This is a genomic window from Bradyrhizobium jicamae (assembly GCF_018130215.1).
Lineage (GTDB): Bacteria > Pseudomonadota > Alphaproteobacteria > Rhizobiales > Xanthobacteraceae > Bradyrhizobium > Bradyrhizobium jicamae_A.
Window position 1 is genome coordinate 25,946 of sequence record NZ_JAFCKQ010000018.1, and the last position, 15,184, is coordinate 41,129.

15 protein-coding genes are annotated in these 15,184 nt (G+C 64.5%); 8 read left to right on the plus strand and 7 right to left on the minus strand.

All coding sequences use genetic code 11. The features are described from left to right. The first annotated feature begins 52 nt into the window (after positions 1 to 52). Positions 53 to 1,321 (plus strand): O-antigen ligase, encoded by a 1,269-nt coding sequence (locus JQ586_RS20220; RefSeq protein WP_212396368.1) that lies wholly within the window; start codon positions 53 to 55, stop codon positions 1,319 to 1,321. On the opposite strand, the gene JQ586_RS20225 is transcribed toward JQ586_RS20220, so the two are convergent. Beyond that, positions 1,296 to 1,766: a MarR family winged helix-turn-helix transcriptional regulator gene (locus tag JQ586_RS20225; protein WP_212396458.1), complete on the minus strand. Its 471-nt coding sequence runs from the start codon at positions 1,764 to 1,766 to the stop codon at positions 1,296 to 1,298. The two genes, JQ586_RS20220 and JQ586_RS20225, sit on opposite strands and share 26 nt — an antisense overlap. Positions 1,767 to 1,910: 144 nt before the next feature. Here JQ586_RS20225 and JQ586_RS20230 point away from each other — a divergent pair, with 144 nt between their 5' ends. Continuing rightward, positions 1,911 to 3,110: an NAD(P)/FAD-dependent oxidoreductase gene (locus JQ586_RS20230; protein WP_212396369.1), complete on the plus strand. Its 1,200-nt coding sequence runs from the start codon at positions 1,911 to 1,913 to the stop codon at positions 3,108 to 3,110. A gap of 153 nt (positions 3,111 to 3,263) precedes the next feature. On the opposite strand, the gene JQ586_RS20235 is transcribed toward JQ586_RS20230, so the two are convergent. The 3 genes from JQ586_RS20235 to JQ586_RS20245 form a co-directional block, all read right to left on the minus strand. After that, positions 3,264 to 4,442, minus strand: a complete 1,179-nt coding sequence (locus JQ586_RS20235; protein WP_212396370.1) for a trans-acting enoyl reductase family protein — start codon at positions 4,440 to 4,442, stop codon at positions 3,264 to 3,266. 91 nt (positions 4,443 to 4,533) lie between these two features. After that, positions 4,534 to 5,319, minus strand: a complete 786-nt coding sequence (locus JQ586_RS20240) for a DUF169 domain-containing protein (RefSeq protein ID WP_212396371.1) — start codon at positions 5,317 to 5,319, stop codon at positions 4,534 to 4,536. Positions 5,320 to 5,409: 90 nt separating this feature from the next. Next, the gene (locus tag JQ586_RS20245; protein WP_212396372.1) at positions 5,410 to 6,210 is read right to left on the minus strand and encodes a YdcF family protein; all 801 of its coding nucleotides are present in this window, start codon (positions 6,208 to 6,210) and stop codon (positions 5,410 to 5,412) included. Positions 6,211 to 6,276: 66 nt separating this feature from the next. Here JQ586_RS20245 and JQ586_RS20250 point away from each other — a divergent pair, with 66 nt between their 5' ends. The 4 genes from JQ586_RS20250 (at position 6,277) to JQ586_RS20265 (ending at position 10,072) form a co-directional block, all read left to right on the plus strand. Further along, positions 6,277 to 7,218, plus strand: a complete 942-nt coding sequence (locus JQ586_RS20250) for an acetamidase/formamidase family protein (protein ID WP_212396373.1) — start codon at positions 6,277 to 6,279, stop codon at positions 7,216 to 7,218. Between the two features lie 137 nt (positions 7,219 to 7,355). Beyond that, entirely contained in the window at positions 7,356 to 9,179 is a 1,824-nt protein-coding gene (locus JQ586_RS20255; RefSeq protein WP_212396374.1) for an AMP-binding protein, read from the plus strand. 164 nt (positions 9,180 to 9,343) lie between these two features. Then, complete coding sequence (locus JQ586_RS20260) at positions 9,344 to 9,544, plus strand: hypothetical protein (RefSeq protein WP_066514059.1); 201 nt, start codon at positions 9,344 to 9,346, stop codon at positions 9,542 to 9,544. Between the two features lie 51 nt (positions 9,545 to 9,595). Next, positions 9,596 to 10,072: a GcrA family cell cycle regulator gene (locus JQ586_RS20265; RefSeq protein ID WP_212396375.1), complete on the plus strand. Its 477-nt coding sequence runs from the start codon at positions 9,596 to 9,598 to the stop codon at positions 10,070 to 10,072. A gap of 62 nt (positions 10,073 to 10,134) precedes the next feature. Here JQ586_RS20265 and JQ586_RS20270 read toward each other — a convergent pair whose 3' ends face one another. The 3 genes from JQ586_RS20270 to JQ586_RS20280 all read right to left on the minus strand — a co-directional run bounded on the left by JQ586_RS20270 (position 10,135) and on the right by JQ586_RS20280 (position 13,419). Beyond that, a complete protein-coding gene (locus JQ586_RS20270; RefSeq protein ID WP_212396459.1) occupies positions 10,135 to 11,097 on the minus strand; it encodes an SDR family NAD(P)-dependent oxidoreductase in 963 nt (320 codons plus the stop codon). Between the two features lie 210 nt (positions 11,098 to 11,307). Beyond that, on the minus strand, positions 11,308 to 11,466 hold the full coding sequence (locus JQ586_RS20275) for a hypothetical protein (protein WP_212396471.1): 159 nt from the start codon (positions 11,464 to 11,466) through the stop codon (positions 11,308 to 11,310). A 411-nt stretch (positions 11,467 to 11,877) separates the two neighbouring features. Next, positions 11,878 to 13,419 carry a porin gene (locus JQ586_RS20280; protein ID WP_212396376.1) on the minus strand — a complete coding sequence of 514 codons (1,542 nt, stop codon included), beginning with the start codon at positions 13,417 to 13,419 and terminating at the stop codon, positions 11,878 to 11,880. Between the two features lie 454 nt (positions 13,420 to 13,873). Between JQ586_RS20280 and JQ586_RS20285 the strand changes: the two genes are divergently transcribed. Continuing rightward, entirely contained in the window at positions 13,874 to 14,386 is a 513-nt protein-coding gene (locus JQ586_RS20285; protein ID WP_212396377.1) for a MarR family transcriptional regulator, read from the plus strand. A gap of 533 nt (positions 14,387 to 14,919) precedes the next feature. Continuing rightward, positions 14,920 to 15,105 carry a hypothetical protein gene (locus JQ586_RS20290; RefSeq protein ID WP_212396378.1) on the plus strand — a complete coding sequence of 62 codons (186 nt, stop codon included), beginning with the start codon at positions 14,920 to 14,922 and terminating at the stop codon, positions 15,103 to 15,105. Positions 15,106 to 15,184 lie beyond the last annotated feature (79 nt).

The window sequence follows — 15,184 nt, forward strand, 5'->3', positions numbered from 1 at the left end:
CTCGCAATGACGGGGGGAAGCAAGTTGTAGCCTTGGGTTGCGTGAGTATCTGATGGCCTATGCGGCGACAGCCGGGATATCCCACCCGCCGATCACGGCGCCGCCCGGCGTGCTGGCGCTGCAACGGGGGCTGTTGTGGCTCGCCGGCGCGTCCTGCGCCATCGTCTTCGTCGAGCCGAGCCCTTACGAACTCGTCACGCTGATCTCCTGCATCCTGTTCTTCGCCACGGGAGTGCGGATGCGGCTGGTGTTCATCCCGCTCCTGTTCTCGCTGATCGTGCTCAATGTCGGATACAGCATCGGCTCCGTGCCGTTCCTCGACAAGCCGGAGGTGGTGAACTGGGTCTTCACCTCCTGGTACATGGCGATCACCGTCATCTTCTTCGCCATGGTGATGTCTGATGATACCGAGGCGCGCCTCGACATGCTGCGCCGGGGCCTGATCGTCGGTGCGATGATCGCATCGGTTTCCGGCATCGCGGGCTATTTCCATCTGGTGCCCGGCGGCTACGAGTTGCTGACGCTGTATGACCGCGCCCGCGGCACCTTCAAGGATCCGAACGTGCTCGGCGCGTTCCTGATCCTGCCGGCGCTGTTCGCGCTGCAGAGCGTCGTTTCCGATCGCTTCGGCAAGGCGTTTCGCAATGCGATCGCCTTCGGCATCATCTCGCTAGCGATTCTGTTGTCGTTCTCCCGTGCCGCCTGGGGCGGCCTCGTCATCACCGCGGCCTTCATGCTGCTGCTGATGGTGCTGACCAGCCGCTCGCAGGCGCAGCGCTCGCGCATCATCGTGATGGCGCTGACCGCCGCCGTGCTCGCGGTTGCGCTGGTTGCGGTGCTGCTCTCGATCGACACGGTCGCGGAGATGTTCAAGCAGCGCGCGAGCTTCGACCAGAGCTATGACGAGGGCCGCTTCGGCCGGTTCGGTCGCCACATCCTCGGCGCGCAAATGGCGCTCGAGATGCCGTTCGGCATCGGGCCGCTGCAATTCCACACCTACTTTCCCGAAGACACCCACAATTCATTCCTCAACGCCTTCATGTCGGGCGGCTGGATCTCGGGCATCTGCTATCCGGCGCTGGTCTTCGTCAGCGCAATCGTCGGCTTCCGCTACGTCTTCCTGCGCGTGCCGTGGCAGCGCGCCTACCTCGCGCTATTCTCGGCCTTCCTCGGCACCGTCGGCGAAAGTTTCATCATCGACACCGACCACTGGCGCCATTTCTGGATGATGCTGGGCACGATGTGGGGCATGTATGCGGCGGCGGAGCGCTTCCGTGCCGCAGCGGCACCGCCCGTCAACGCCGGGACTTCGGCGATTTGAGAGGGACCCGCTTCTCGGGCGGCGTGTCGATCACTCCCTTCAGCGCTTCCGTCGCCTCCAGCACGCCCTTGTAGCCGTCATTGGCGAAGCGCAGCAGCAGGCGCAACTCCTCGTCGGTATAGCCGCTCCACAACTTGTGCATCGCCGCCTGCATCGGCACGTAGAACTTGCCGATCTCGGCCGCCTTCTCCTCCACCACCGATATGAAGACCTTGCGCCGGTCGCTTTCATCGCGCTCGCGGCGCACGTAGCCCGCCTTCTCCAGACGATCGATCACCCCTGTGATGGCACCGGTGGTCAGTCCCGTGACTTCCGCAAGCCGGCCCGCGGTCACGCGCCCCTCGAGATTGAGGAAGTCCATGCAGTCCATGTCGGAGTTGGAGATTCCCGCCACGTTTGCAACGGCTTGGCCGTACATCACCCCCTGCGCCGACGACCGCCGCATCGCCTCCTCGAGTTCCTGCATCAGCGCCGCGCGCGACGTCTTGCTTGACAAAGCCGCTCCTGTATCTTACCAGCTATATATCTTAGTCACTAAGATTATTAGCGAATGACCTTTCCTAACCTAGACACATGCACGGAGCAAGGCATGACGAAACGTCCCCGTAAAGCCCTGATCATCGGCGCTGGTATCGCAGGTCCGGTGACGGCGATGTTCATGAAGCGCGCCGGCATCGAGGCCGAGCTCTATGAGGCCTGGCCATACTCCAAGGGCATCGGCGGCGGCCTTCAGATCGCACCGAACGGCATGCACGTGCTCGCCGAGCTCGGCCTCGCCGACGACCTGATCCGCCGAGGCTCGATCGCCGAATCCTTCGACTTCTATTCGCAGGACGGCAAGAAGCTCGGCTCGCTCAATCGCAACATGCAGCAGCGCTTCGGCCAGCCCGCGGTGAACATGTGCCGGGCGATGCTGAACGAGACCCTGCTCGACAAGGCCTGGTCCTCCAGCGTCTCGGTGTTCTTCGAGAAGCGGCTGGTCAAGATCGAGGACCGCGGCGACCAGCCCGTGATCGCCTATTTTGCCGACGGCACCACCGCCGAGGGCGATCTGGTGATCGGCGCCGACGGGGTGCACTCGGCGACGCGGCGTCATGTGATCCCGGACGGACCGACGCCGTTCGACACCGGGTTGATCGGCTTCGGCGGCTTCGTGCCACGCGCCGTGATCGAGAAGCTGCCGATCGGCAGGCGTGTGGAGAGCACGTTCGGGCAAAGCGGCTTCTTCGGCTACGGCCTCTGCAGCCCGGATCCGGACGACGGCGCGATGTGGTGGAGCACGCAGCCCTCGCACGGGATGACCGCGGCGGCCTACCGCGTCATGGGCCAGGAGACGATGAGGCAGCATCTGAAGCGCTTCCACGCCGGATGGCACGATCCGATTCCAGCGATCATCGAGGCCGCCGAGAACATCGGGGTGACCGACACGCTCGACGTCGCGACGCTGCCGACCTGGTCACGCAAGCGCACCCTGCTGATCGGCGATGCGGCCCACGCCACCAGCCCGCATGCCGGACAGGGCGCGTCGCTGGCACTGGAGGACGCGATGCGGCTCGGGATCCTGATGCGCGACGGCCAGGAGCTCGCCTTGACGTTCCAGGCCTTCGAGCATGAGCGGCGCCCGCGCGCCGAGAAGATCGTGGCGATCGCCCGCCGCAACGGCAACAGCAAGCGCGAGTTCAGTCCGACCGGCGCCTGGATCCGCGATCACATGCTCAAGCTGCTGCTGCCGCTGTCCTCGAAGGGGATGGATTTCATGTACGCCTACGATCCCCGCGCGGCGGCGTAGTCCGCGATCCTCCCCCCTTTCACCGCCCTTGCGGGGAAAGGGTTGCGGGACCTCACCACGAGCAATCCCCTTGGACGGACCGTACCCCCTCACCCGGATCGCATCTGACGATGCGATCCGACCTCTCCCCACAGGCGGGGCGAGGTGAAGGGGTTACCTCACGACCTCGAACGTCAGCCCGGCATTGTCGACCAGCCGCTTGATCAGCTTGTCCTGCATCGCAGCTCCCGGGGTCCAGAAGCCGGCCGCCACGTCAGGCGTGTCGCGGAGCAGACAGATCGCGCATTCGGAGATCATCTTCGAGGTCGATCCGTAGCCGGGATCGCGATCGCCCTTGATCGCCGCGCGGACCTCGCGGCCGTCGGGGGCAACAGCGACGTAGAGCAGATCGTAGAGCCCGTTCTCGCGCTCTTCCTTCGACGGCCCTTCGCCGGGCTTCGGTGCGCCCGGCCCGGTCTTCTCGGCATTTGCGGCCATCACGCGCTTTGCGATCGCCTCGCCCCGCTCGCCGGGACCGGTCAGCACCATCTCGTCGTAGACGAAGTCGCGGCCGTACGGGAAGCCCATCAGCATGTTCGAGCGGTGCACGTTGCGGGTGTTGATCAGCGCCATCATGAACGGAGCCGCCCAGGATTGCAGGTCGTCCTCGTAGGCCGGCTTGTTGCCGCGCGGCTGCTTTGCGCCCTCGAAGCCCGGCGTCAGCGCGAACGGGTTGTTGAGAATGGCAACGAGGCTGAGATCCTTGGCAACGGCGTCGAAGGTCGCCTTGGCGCTCGCCGCGGTGCCGCCGGACAGGGTGCCGCGCATGTCGCGCACCCGGCCCTTGACGCGCGGTGCCATCGCGCCGAACACGCGCCGGGCCTCCTGCTGGACGAAGAAGGTGCCGAGCTCGAATGGCACCGAATCGAAGCCGCAGGAGAACACGATGCGCGCGCCGCTCGCCTTGGCGGCCGCCTCGTGCCTGTCGATCATCTGGCGCATCCACACCGGCTCGCCGCAGAGATCGAGATAGTCGGTGCCGGCCTCGACGCAGGCGGCGATCAACTCGTTGCCGTAGAGCTGGTACGGGCCGACCGTGGAGATCACCGACCTGGCCTGCGCCGCCATCGCCTTCAGCGACGCGACATTGCCTGCATCGGCGACGATCAGCGGCGTATCGGCCGGCGCGCCGACGGCGTCACGCACCGCGGCGAGCTTGTCCTTGCTGCGCCCCGCCATCGCCCATCTCAGCGCCTTGTCGCCCTTGTACTGCGCGGCGATGTATTCGGCGACGAGCTGGCCGGTGAAGCCGGTGGCGCCATAGATGACGATGTCGAATTTCGACGAGGACATGATCGAGCTTTCCTGGAAGGCGATTTTGGTCCCTTTTGTCACCGCGCGCGCGGCGAGGCAATCCGCTATTTCTTGCCGCAATTAGCTGCCGTTATTTCTTCCCGTAGGACACGCCCATGCCCGCGCGCACGTCGGCCTGGATGCCATAGGGCGCGATCGGATAACGCAGCCCGTTCTTGGCAAGCTGCTTCATGCCGGCAATGGCCTTGGCGAGATGGGCCGGCAGCAACGCCATCAGCATCTCCTCGTCAGGCACGCCGCCATACCGGCGCTCGGCGAAGCACGGCAGCGACAGGCTGGGCTCTCCGGTCTTCAGCGCCCGCCCCCACGAATCGGCGCACGCGGTCTCGCCGACCACGCCCCATTCGAACTTCTTGTAGCCGGTGTACTGAAGGCCGTTGATCAGGATGATCATCTGTCCCGGCGTCGCGTAGACGAGGCAGATGTCGGGCGGGTTGAGCCGGCCGCTGGTCAAGGGGCTCACGGCCATCGCCTGGTAGTGGCCGTAAGGCACGACGTCGAGTGCTTCCTGGCGCTTGCGTGCATCCTCCGCCGTGCCGTGCCACACGCCGACATAGTTTTCGCCGGCGAGCCACTTCTCGTCCTGCGGCGCCAGCCCGATCACCGCGCGGCATTGCGCGCCGACCAGATCGTCGGCGGTGATGCCGACCGTCCAGCCGAGCCGCGAGGCCATGCTGACGATCTGGTCGGTGGTATGGACCGCCGTCGGGCGGCGGATCTTCGGGATCGCCGCCATGTCCTCGACGCGGGCAAACATCTTGATGCCGATCACCGTCGTCTTCAGCCGCAACAGGCTGTTGAGATCGGCCACCATTGCGGCGAGGTCGAATTGTTCCGGCGGCGACTGCTGTTGCATGGCGTGAGCTCCCGTGGTCGGCGGCTTCAAGCCGCCTGTTATCTGGATGTTAGCCGGATTGACCGATGGATGCGACACGCACCTCGCGCATCAAGGCTTCTCCGGCCCCGGGAACAGGGCATCCGTCTTGCCGTTCAGCCGATAGGCGACCAGCCCGAGCCATTCGCGAATGGCGATGTCGGTGCGCGACAGCCCATCCATCGCCATGTTGACGACGAAGAGTTCGTCGAGCTTTCCGACGCGCCAATCGACCGGATAGGGTTCAATCGGAAACCCCGCCTTGCGAAACAGCCCGACCGAGCGCGGCATGTGATAGGCCGAGGTGACGAGCAACCAGCGCTCGCCCGGCTTCGGATGAACCAGCGCCTTGGAGAACTCGGCGTTCTCGAGCGTGTTGCGCGACTGCCGCTCGACGATCAGGCGCGATTTGGCGACGCCAAGGCTCTCCAGTACCTCGCCCGCATAGTCGCCTTCCTTGGCGTCGTTGGCGACCAGATTGGCGTTGCCGCCCGAGAACACGATGCGGGCATCCGGATATTTGCGCGCGAGCTCCGCCGCGACGATCAGGCGATCCGCCGACTGCCGCACCACCGGGGTGTGATGCGCGAGGGAAATATCCGGATCGATCGAACCGCCGAGAATGATGATGCCATCTGGCGCCCCGCTCGCCGGATTCCACGGCGGAAAGCGCTGCTCCAGCGAATAGATCAGGAGATTACCGACCGGCGAGAATGCGATCACCGCAAGCATCACGGCGGCGGTAATCATCATCCTGCGCCCGAGCACCGTGAATCGCGTCGGCAGCAGGGCAGCACCGAGCAGGCCGACACCGATCAGGAGATTCACCGGCAGCAGCATGATGCCGATCGTCTTGGAGAGTACAAAAAACAAGGGAAGCCTCTGGGAAGTTCTGCCATCACGTCATACGCTGCCGGGGCAGCAATCAAAAGACGTCACATGACCCACCATCTCCTGAAGTCCAGTCCCGAAACCTGCCATTGGGGCTTTTTTGAAGCGAGGCTGAAGCCGGTTCTGACCGTCGCGAGCGGCGACGAGGTTACGGTCGAAACGGTCAGCGGCGGCCCCGACGTGGTGCCCGACCGCGCCAAATTCCACGTTCCGCCGGAACTCGCCGACATCCACGCCAGGAACGAGCGGATGGTGCCCGGCCACATCCTCACCGGTCCGATCGCCGTCACCGGCGCCGAACCCGGCGATGTGCTCGAGGTCGACATTCTCGACGTCCGCCTCCGGCAGGACTGGGGCTACAACCTGATCAAGCCGCTGTCCGGTACGCTGCCCGACGATTTCCACGAGACGCGTATCCTCAACATCCCGCTCGATGGCGAGCGGATGGTCGGCCGGATGCCCTGGGGGCTCGATCTGCCGCTGAAGCCGTTCTTCGGCGTGATGGGCGTGGCGCCGCCACCGGCCTGGGGCCGGATCTCCTCGCTGATCCCGCGCGCGATGGGCGGCAATCTCGACAACAAGGAACTCGGCGCCGGCGCAAGGCTCTATCTGCCGGTGTTCGTGCCGGGCGCGCTGTTCTCCTGCGGCGACGGCCATGGCGTGCAGGGCGACGGCGAGGTCTGCGTCACCGCGATCGAGACCGCGCTCACCGGCCGCTTCCGCCTGACCCTGCGCAAGGACATCAAGCTCGCCTATCCGCGCGCCGAGACGGCGGACCATTACATGACGATGGCGATGGATCCCGACCTCGACCAATGCGTGGTGCGGGCGCTGCGCGACATGATCGCGCTACTTGGCGAGAAGCGCAATCTCTCCCGCGAGGACGCCTACACGCTGTGCAGTCTCGCCGCAGATTTGCGGGTGACGCAGACCGTCAACGGCTCCAAGGGTATCCACTGCATGATCGCCAAATCGGTCGTGCACGGCTGATCGCCCGCCCCGTCATTCCGGTTTCGATGCTGCGCATCGCCCCGGAATGACCGAGTGATGAATCGCCGCACTTGTGCTTCGCAGTCGCCGCTCGATACACTCCGTCCCAACGAACACAAAACTGGACGGGACGGGACATGCTGAAGGACAGGCTTTCGCCGGCCGACGAGGCCGCACGCGACAAGGAGATGCAGGAGACGCTGGCCGCCTGCCCGCGCATCCTCGATCTCATCGCCCGCGGTCCGCTGGGCGCGCCGGACGCCGAAGCCGCGATCTATCTGCGCTCGCCGCTCGATCCGAGCCCCGTCGTGATCTCGAACGATCATCTGATGGGCTGCGTCAAGGCGGCCGAGACCTATTTCCGCGCCCAAGGCATCGGCAGGGACGACCCGGTTGCGGTGCTGCTGCCGGCCTGTCCTGCGACCGTGGTCGCGATCTTCGGCGCGGCGGCCTGCGGCATCGCCGAGCCGCTCAATCTGCTGTTCACGCGCGAGGCCATCGTCGCCCAGCTCAATGCCATCAAGGCGAAGCTGCTGCTGGCGCCGCCGCCGGGCATGCCGGGCGGGCTCTATGAGCGGATCGAGGGCCTGCAGCGCGAGGTGCCGAGCCTGAAGCGCATCGTGATCGTGCCGCTCGACGGCAGCATCGCCTTCGACGGCGAGGTGCTGCAACCAGATCCGGCGTGGCGCGACGATTACGGCCAGTCGACCGATATGCGCGAGGCCGATCGCGTCGCGGTGATGCTGCCGACCGGCGGCACCACCGGCCATCCCAAGGTGGCGCGGCTCACCAATCGCGCGATGGTCGCTTCCACGCTCTCCTCCCGGATGGCGCTCGACTTCCATCGCGGCGAGCGCGCGATGATCACGCTGCCGCTGTTCCATGTCGGCGGCCTGTTCTGCACCACGGCCAATTGCCTCTCCGCTGGCACCACGATGTTCATCCCCGGTCCGGCCGGCGCGCGCGATCCGGCCCTGGTCACCCATTTCTGGAAGATCGTCGAGACATACCGCGTCAACATCGCCGGCAATGTGCCGACCACGCTCGGCGCGCTCGCCGACGTCCCGGTTGCCGGCAGCGACATTTCGAGCCTGCGCGTCACCGCGACCGGCGCCTCGGTCTGCCCGCCGGAGATCGAGCGGCGCTACCTTGCAACCTGGGGCGGTCCCTGCATCCAGCAGCTCTACGGCATGACCGAGCTTGCCGGCGCCATCACTCATGACGTGCACGGCGTGAAGCCGCGTGCGGAGAGCGTCGGCACCCGCAATCCGCTGGTCGAACTCGCGATCCTCGAAGGCGGACGGCTGCACACGGGGCGGTGGCCCTCGCCGATCGGCGAGTTGCTGACAAGGGGGCCGCAGGTGTTCGCCGGCTACGTCGACAGCAAGCAGACCGAGGAAGCCTTCCACGACGGCTGGCTGCGCACCGGCGATATCTGCCGGATCGACGCCGACGGCTTCGTCTACATCATGGGCCGCGCCAAGGACGTCATCATCCGCGGCGGCCACAACATCGATCCGCGCGCGATCGAGGATGCAGCATTGCAGTTCCCCGGCGTCGCGCTGGCCGCAGCGGTCGGGCGTCCCGACGCCTATGCCGGCGAGGTGCCGATGCTGTTCGTCTCGGCGCAGCCCGGCGTGCATGTCGATGCGCAGGCACTCGCCGCCTTCGTGCAGGACAACATCCCCGAGCCGCCGGCGCGGCCGCGGGCGGTGTCGGTGATTGCGGAGATGCCGGTGACGCCCGTCGGCAAGATCTTCAAGCCCAAGCTGCGCGAGATCGCCGCCGGCGAGGCGGCGCGAGAGCTGTTGAGGCTGGAGGGACTGAGCGAGGTCAGCGTCGACGCGATCACCGACCCGTCCCGCGGGCTGTATCTCAGCGTCAAGGCTTCGCCCGAGAAGGCCGAGACTGCGGAGCGGCTTCTGAAGAAGTTCCCGGTCAAGGTTGAACTGCGGACTTAAGACCTTCTTCTCGCTTGATAATCCGATTGCCGCACCACGCCGGGAACTGATCCCCGGCGCACGATCGGCTGCGACCTCGATCCGGCTTGACGAACTACCTCATTACTAAATAGACTCTAAATAGATACTTTTCAGTACACGCATTCAGAGTTAAGCGTTGTTTCATGGCTACGGAAAAGGCCGAAACCGACCGCGTCCCGGTCACGTTGGCGCTCTCGACGATCGGATATCTCGAGAAGCTGGTGAGACAGGGCACCCACGGCACGAGCGTCCCGGGCGTTGCACGGACACTGATCGAGGAAGGCATTCGGCTCGCCATCAAGGACGGGCTGCTTGCAATCCGCGACAACGGCCGCGCGCCCTGACGGCGCGCGCCCCGGCACGCGGCGGTTCAACACAGAACGTGGAACCGTCAGATGATCGCCATCCAAACGTCTCTTCAACCGACCTGGACGCCCGAGCGTATCGAGCTACTCAAGAGCTACTTTGAATCGGGCCTCTCCTGCCGCGACATTGCCGTCAGTATCGGTGTCAGCCGCAATGCCGTGATCGGCAAGCTCTCCCGGCTCAACCTGACCCGCACGACGCCCGGCGAGCGCCGGGCGCGCCGCAGGAAATCCGCAGGGCTCACGGCGCCGAGGGCGACCGCGAAGCAACAACTCCGGATGCTGCAGGCCGTCTACGAACCTGAAGCCGACGACGCGCCGATCGTCAGCAGCAACAGCTGTTCGCTGTTTGAATTGAACGAGCAGCGCTGCCGCTGGCCGATCAGCACGCCGGGCGCCGACGATTTCTGTTTCTGCGGCAACACCCCGCTTGGCGGCATGCCCTATTGTTCAGGGCATTACCGCCTCGCCTATCAGTCAGGGCCGCGGCAGCGCGTGGCGCGATAGCGCTTTCGAGCGAAGTCGACACCGGCTCGCGCAAAGAAAACGCGTCAGGCGGGAAGCTCAGATCAGCCGATCTTCCAGCCGGTTGCCGCCACGATCCGCTGATAGAACTCCGGCGTGTAGGCCTCTTCGGGGGTCTTGCGCACGTGCTCGTCCAGCCTGTGCGCATCGTCGCCGACCAGGATACGCCAGCGGTCGGCCTTGACGCCGCCGAGGATGATCCTGGCGGCGGCCGCCGCGGTGGTCGGCGCCTCCTCGAGGAAGGTGCGCGCACGGTCGAGCGCGAGTTTCTGGATGTCGGCATCCGACAGCTTTGCGACGTCGACGCCCTGCCCCTGCAGGCGCTGCCGAGCCTGCTTGAGCTCATCGGCGGTGAGTTCGTCCGATCCGTTCTGCACCAGGCGCGAATTGGACACGATCGAGGTCCCGATATGCCCTGGCATCACGACCGAGCATTTGACGTGCGGGGCATTGAGTCGGAGATCGTTGATCAGCGCCTCGGTGAAGCCCTTCACGGCGAATTTTGCCGACGCATAGGCGGTGTGCGAGACGCCCATGCCGACCGAGGCCCAGAAGCCGTTGACGCTCGACGTGTTGATGATATGGGCCTCGTCGGCCTTCACCAGCAGCGGCAGGAAGGTGCGGACGCCGAGATAGACGCCGCCCCAGCAGATATTGAACGTGCGCTCCCACTGCTCGCGGGTGTTGGTGAACAGGCTGCCGCCACCGCCGATGCCGGCATTGTTGAACAGCAAGTGGATCTTGTCGGTCGCCTGCTGCTCGATCAGTTCGTCGCGAAAGCGTTTGTAGTGATCCTCGATCGAGACGTCGGCGACGTGGGTGGTGATGCGGAGCCCCTGCGGCAGCTTCTCGACCTCGCATAGCCGCTTGGTCTCGGCCATCGCCTCGGCCGAGACGTCGCACATCGCGACGTTGCAGCCTTCGGCGACGAGCTGGCGCGCGAGCTCGCGCCCCATGCCCGTGCCACCGCCCGTGATCACGGCAATCTTCCCTGCAAAATCCCTCATGTCAGTTCCGTTTCCATCCTCGTTGTTGCTGTTGTTTCGCGCGCCGCCAAACGCCGCGTCATCGTCCCTGCCGACGCCCGGCATCTCGCGGCGGTGCTGTCGATCGGTGAAGCCAGCGTACTGATTGTCGCTCGGCAGTCCAGTTGCGCGGTGGCGGAACTGGTCCATGGCAGGCTCATGGCAGGCGCGAAACGCCGCCGGATGTCCGTGCTACGGAAAGAACAGCCTCAGGAGGCCGCGCCAGGAGAAGTCGAGTATCACCTCGTGATGCCGCAGCCCCTTGCCGCCCTTCACCAGGCCGAGATCCCGTATCAAGCAGTAGTGGCCGCTGCTCATGCGAGCCAGGCGGCTGCCCTTGAAGCGTCCCATGACGGCGAGAATGCATTGCGTGTCGATTCCGTCAAATCTTGACGGCGTCGAATCGGTCGCCCGCGACCCGGCGTTGCGCCGCCGCCACAGCCGTATCGGGGAATCAAAAACCTCCGGCAGGGCATTGCCGGAGGTTTGGAGGGCGTGAAGCTAAGAGCCATCATTCAATGTGTTGGCCGCGCCCTATATAGTTTAGTAAATCAGCTAAGTAAATAAGATTGGCCGCAAATGAATCGCATGGCTAATTCTCGTCACCGGCGTGGACCCAACGCATGATCCGAAACCGCGCGGAGCGGCTGCTCGAGCTTCCACCAGTTCCGATCGCGCTCACGTGGCACGCATGCAGGCAACGAAAAACCCCGGCAGTTACCTGCCGGGGTTCTGTTTTGGATCGTGATCAGATCAAACGGCTCACCAGTTGCGCTGAGCGCGCAGCAGCAGCATCACGGTGTCCTGGTCCTTCAGCTCGTAGACCGCGGCCGGCTTGCCGACCGAGGCTGCCGACGTCGTGATCGTGCCGGCATACTTCTGATCGAGGTGGCTGTAGGTCACGTCTGCCGAGAAGGTCAGGTTCTTGACCGGGGTCCAGCGGGTGATCACACCGATCTGCGAGAGGTTGTAGTCGGGGTTGCAGGCAGTGACGCCCGCGCCGCCGGCGAACGCCGTACGGAAGGTGCCGCCCACGCCACCAACGCCGCAGATGTACGACTTGGACGTGTCGTTGTACATGATCGCAGCATAGGCGCCGTAGATGCTGGTGTTCCAGTACGGATCCCAGTTGTGGGTGTACGCACCGCGGAAACCCCAGGTCTGGATCAGCTGCTGCTGACCACCGGCAATGAACACCGTGTCGGGTGCCGTGCCGAAGCCAACGCTGCCATAGGCGCCCGGCAGGTTCGAGCCGCTGTAGATCGCGATCGCGCCGGCCTGGGAGGCCAGGTCCTGGATATTGTAGCGGGTCGCACCATCCGTATAGACGCCCTGGATGTTGATCACGTCGCCGGCGCCGGTCGGGATGTTCTTGATCGACAAGGCCAGCGCGCCGGCCCAGCCCCACTTGTCATCCGGATGACCGGTGACTTCGGTGGCGCCGTAGTAGGCCGCGTGGTTGTCATGCGCCGCAAACGACGCCTGGAACAGACCCCAGGCCTGCTCGACCTTGAGCGCGGCGATCAGGTCCGGAGCAATCGAACCGGCCAGGTCGCTGGCGCCGTAAGCACCACCGGCACTGAGGTTGTTGGTGCCGGCCTGACCGTAAGCCACCTGGTCCTGAGCCGACAGCGACAGCGATACGCCGTTGCCGAACTGCGCCGTGTAGCTGAACTGGTTGACACCGGTGGTCGTGTTGATGCCGCCGACGAGACCGTCGAAGTTGTTGCCCGGATAGGCGGTCCAGGGAGCAGCGAACTGCGAGACCGACTTACCCATGGTGAAGCCGGCGAACTGGATGAAGGCGAAGTAGACACCGAGCGCACCGCCGGCGACGTTGCCTGAGCTGGCATTGCCGGGCGCAGAAGCCGTGCCGATCGGCGAGTAGATGGTTGCTCCCGGAGCAGCCGTGTTGGCGCCGTAGGTGTCCGACGTCCAGGTGAACACCGCGTCGAAGTAGGTACGGACCACGCCGTATTCGGTCGCCGTGCGGGTGTCGATGTTGAAGTCTTCACGCGAGCGCCAGGTGTAGCCGTTCGTGAAGCGGTTGTTGGCACCGTTGGCGCCGTTGTAGTTCGGGCCGGCGACGGAGTTCGTGTTCGCCAGCACGTCGGCGCGCAGGTAGCCGCCCAGCTTGATGCAGGTGTCGGTGCCGGGGATGTAGTAGAAGCCGGGACCATACAGGGAGCAGATCTTCACGTACTCGACCGCCTTGGCCTTGACGGGAAGATCAGCCGCCTGAGCGCCGCCGACCGCGACGAGCGCCGCCGCCGAGCCCAGGATTAGGCTCTTCACCAAATTCATATTAAACCTCCAAGTTGCTCATATGCGGAGAGTCCGGGCCGTGAGCGCCCCGAGATCCCCCCGCCTATTCGCCAACCGCCCGGCCTTGTTCGCACCCTCAGACACAACTTGAGGAGCGCGATGGACGCGAGCGATCAACACAACGGGTCGATCGAGATTCCCCTACCGCCGAGGTCCAATATGCATGTGCGGGTTCGCTAATCAAAATAGTTTATAAAGTCAGCTATACGAATGGGGCCACACTGTGTCCCGGCGGCAACGCCACCCGCAGAGACCATTGCAGACACATGAGAATTTGTCGCACCTCAACGATGACGCGCGTCATACAAGTATCATAAATCATCGCGCTTCCACTTGCGTCAGCGTCAAGTTGTGTCAACAATCGCGACAGCCGCAAGAGCAACAAGAATCAAATCAGCGAAAAGATGCTGCCGGCGACGAGGAAGGGAAAACAGTGTCCGCGACCAGGAAGGATGCGACGCGCCAGCGCGCCATCGAGAATCTCGACATCATCAAGCGCTTCACCCTGGAGATCTCCTCCATCAACTGCCACCTCGAGGAGGTCCGCCAGCTCTGGGGCAAGACGCTCGGCATCACCGGACCGCAGTGGATGATCCTGATGGCGGTCTCCGACCTCGACAAGGACGGCGGCGTGCCGGTCAACGTGGTGTCGAAGCTGCTCCATGTCGACCCCTCCTTCGTGACCACCCAGTCGAAGATCCTGGAGCAGAAGGAACTGCTGTTGCGCGCCCCCTCGCCGTTCGACGCCCGGGTGGTCCGGCTTTCGCTGACCGACAAGACCAGGAAGCATCTGGCGAGCCTTGCCGAGCAATACAAGACTTTCAGGAAATGCGTGTTCGACGAATTCAGCGAGCGGGAGCTGGCGGAGTTCACTGGCAAGCTCGCGACGCTCAACGCCAAGCTCGAGAAGGCGTGCATGAGCGTTGCACTGACCTACAATCTTTGACACCCGATCCTTGCCACCGCCAGTTTTTGATTTCACCCATTTTTTACATCGCCATTTGAGACGGCAAGCCGGTCCGGCCGCCGCCCCGCTCTGCTCTGTCCGGCGTGCAGGACATGTTCGATTGGGGCGATATCAACGGCAGCTCCTGGCACCACCGTCGGCGAGGTCCTCAACGTCAAGCAGACCGCACAAACCGTTCAGCTCGGCATCAACTACAAGTTCCACTGGGACGGCCCGGTGGTTGCGAAATACTGAGGTCGCGATACCCGCGTTCCAGCGTCTCGTTCCAGCGCAATTGAGCCCCGGCTTCGCCCGGGGCTTTTTTTGCGGCGCTCATCGGCCATTCGAGGCTGTCCCCGTCGATTCCAGCTTCGCCATGACCGGTCGCGATGGTCGGGGTGTTCGATGACGTCGTGAGGCGCCCCCGGGCTGCACCAGAATGCCCCCTCCGCAACCCGTCCGCTTCTGTCGAGGGGAACAACATTCCAGAACTGACGTTTCTGGATGGAGGCAGGTCCCAACAGGACGAATCGATGCACGGTTACACGGCGTATGTCCTCAGCCCCGACGATCGCATCTTGTGGCGGATGGACCTGTTCTGCGGCAGTGACGATGACGCAAGGGAGCAAGCCCAGAGCCTGGCCGCCGGCAAGCCTGTGGAACTCTGGGATGGCGCGCGCAAGGTCGGAAAGTTTGCCCCGTCAAAAGCGCTGAATTGAGCGCCCGTGCCCTTCGGCAGCGTTCCCGTTCCAGCGCACTGAGCCCGGGTCGTCAGCGACTGTTTCAGCAGAAGCCTGG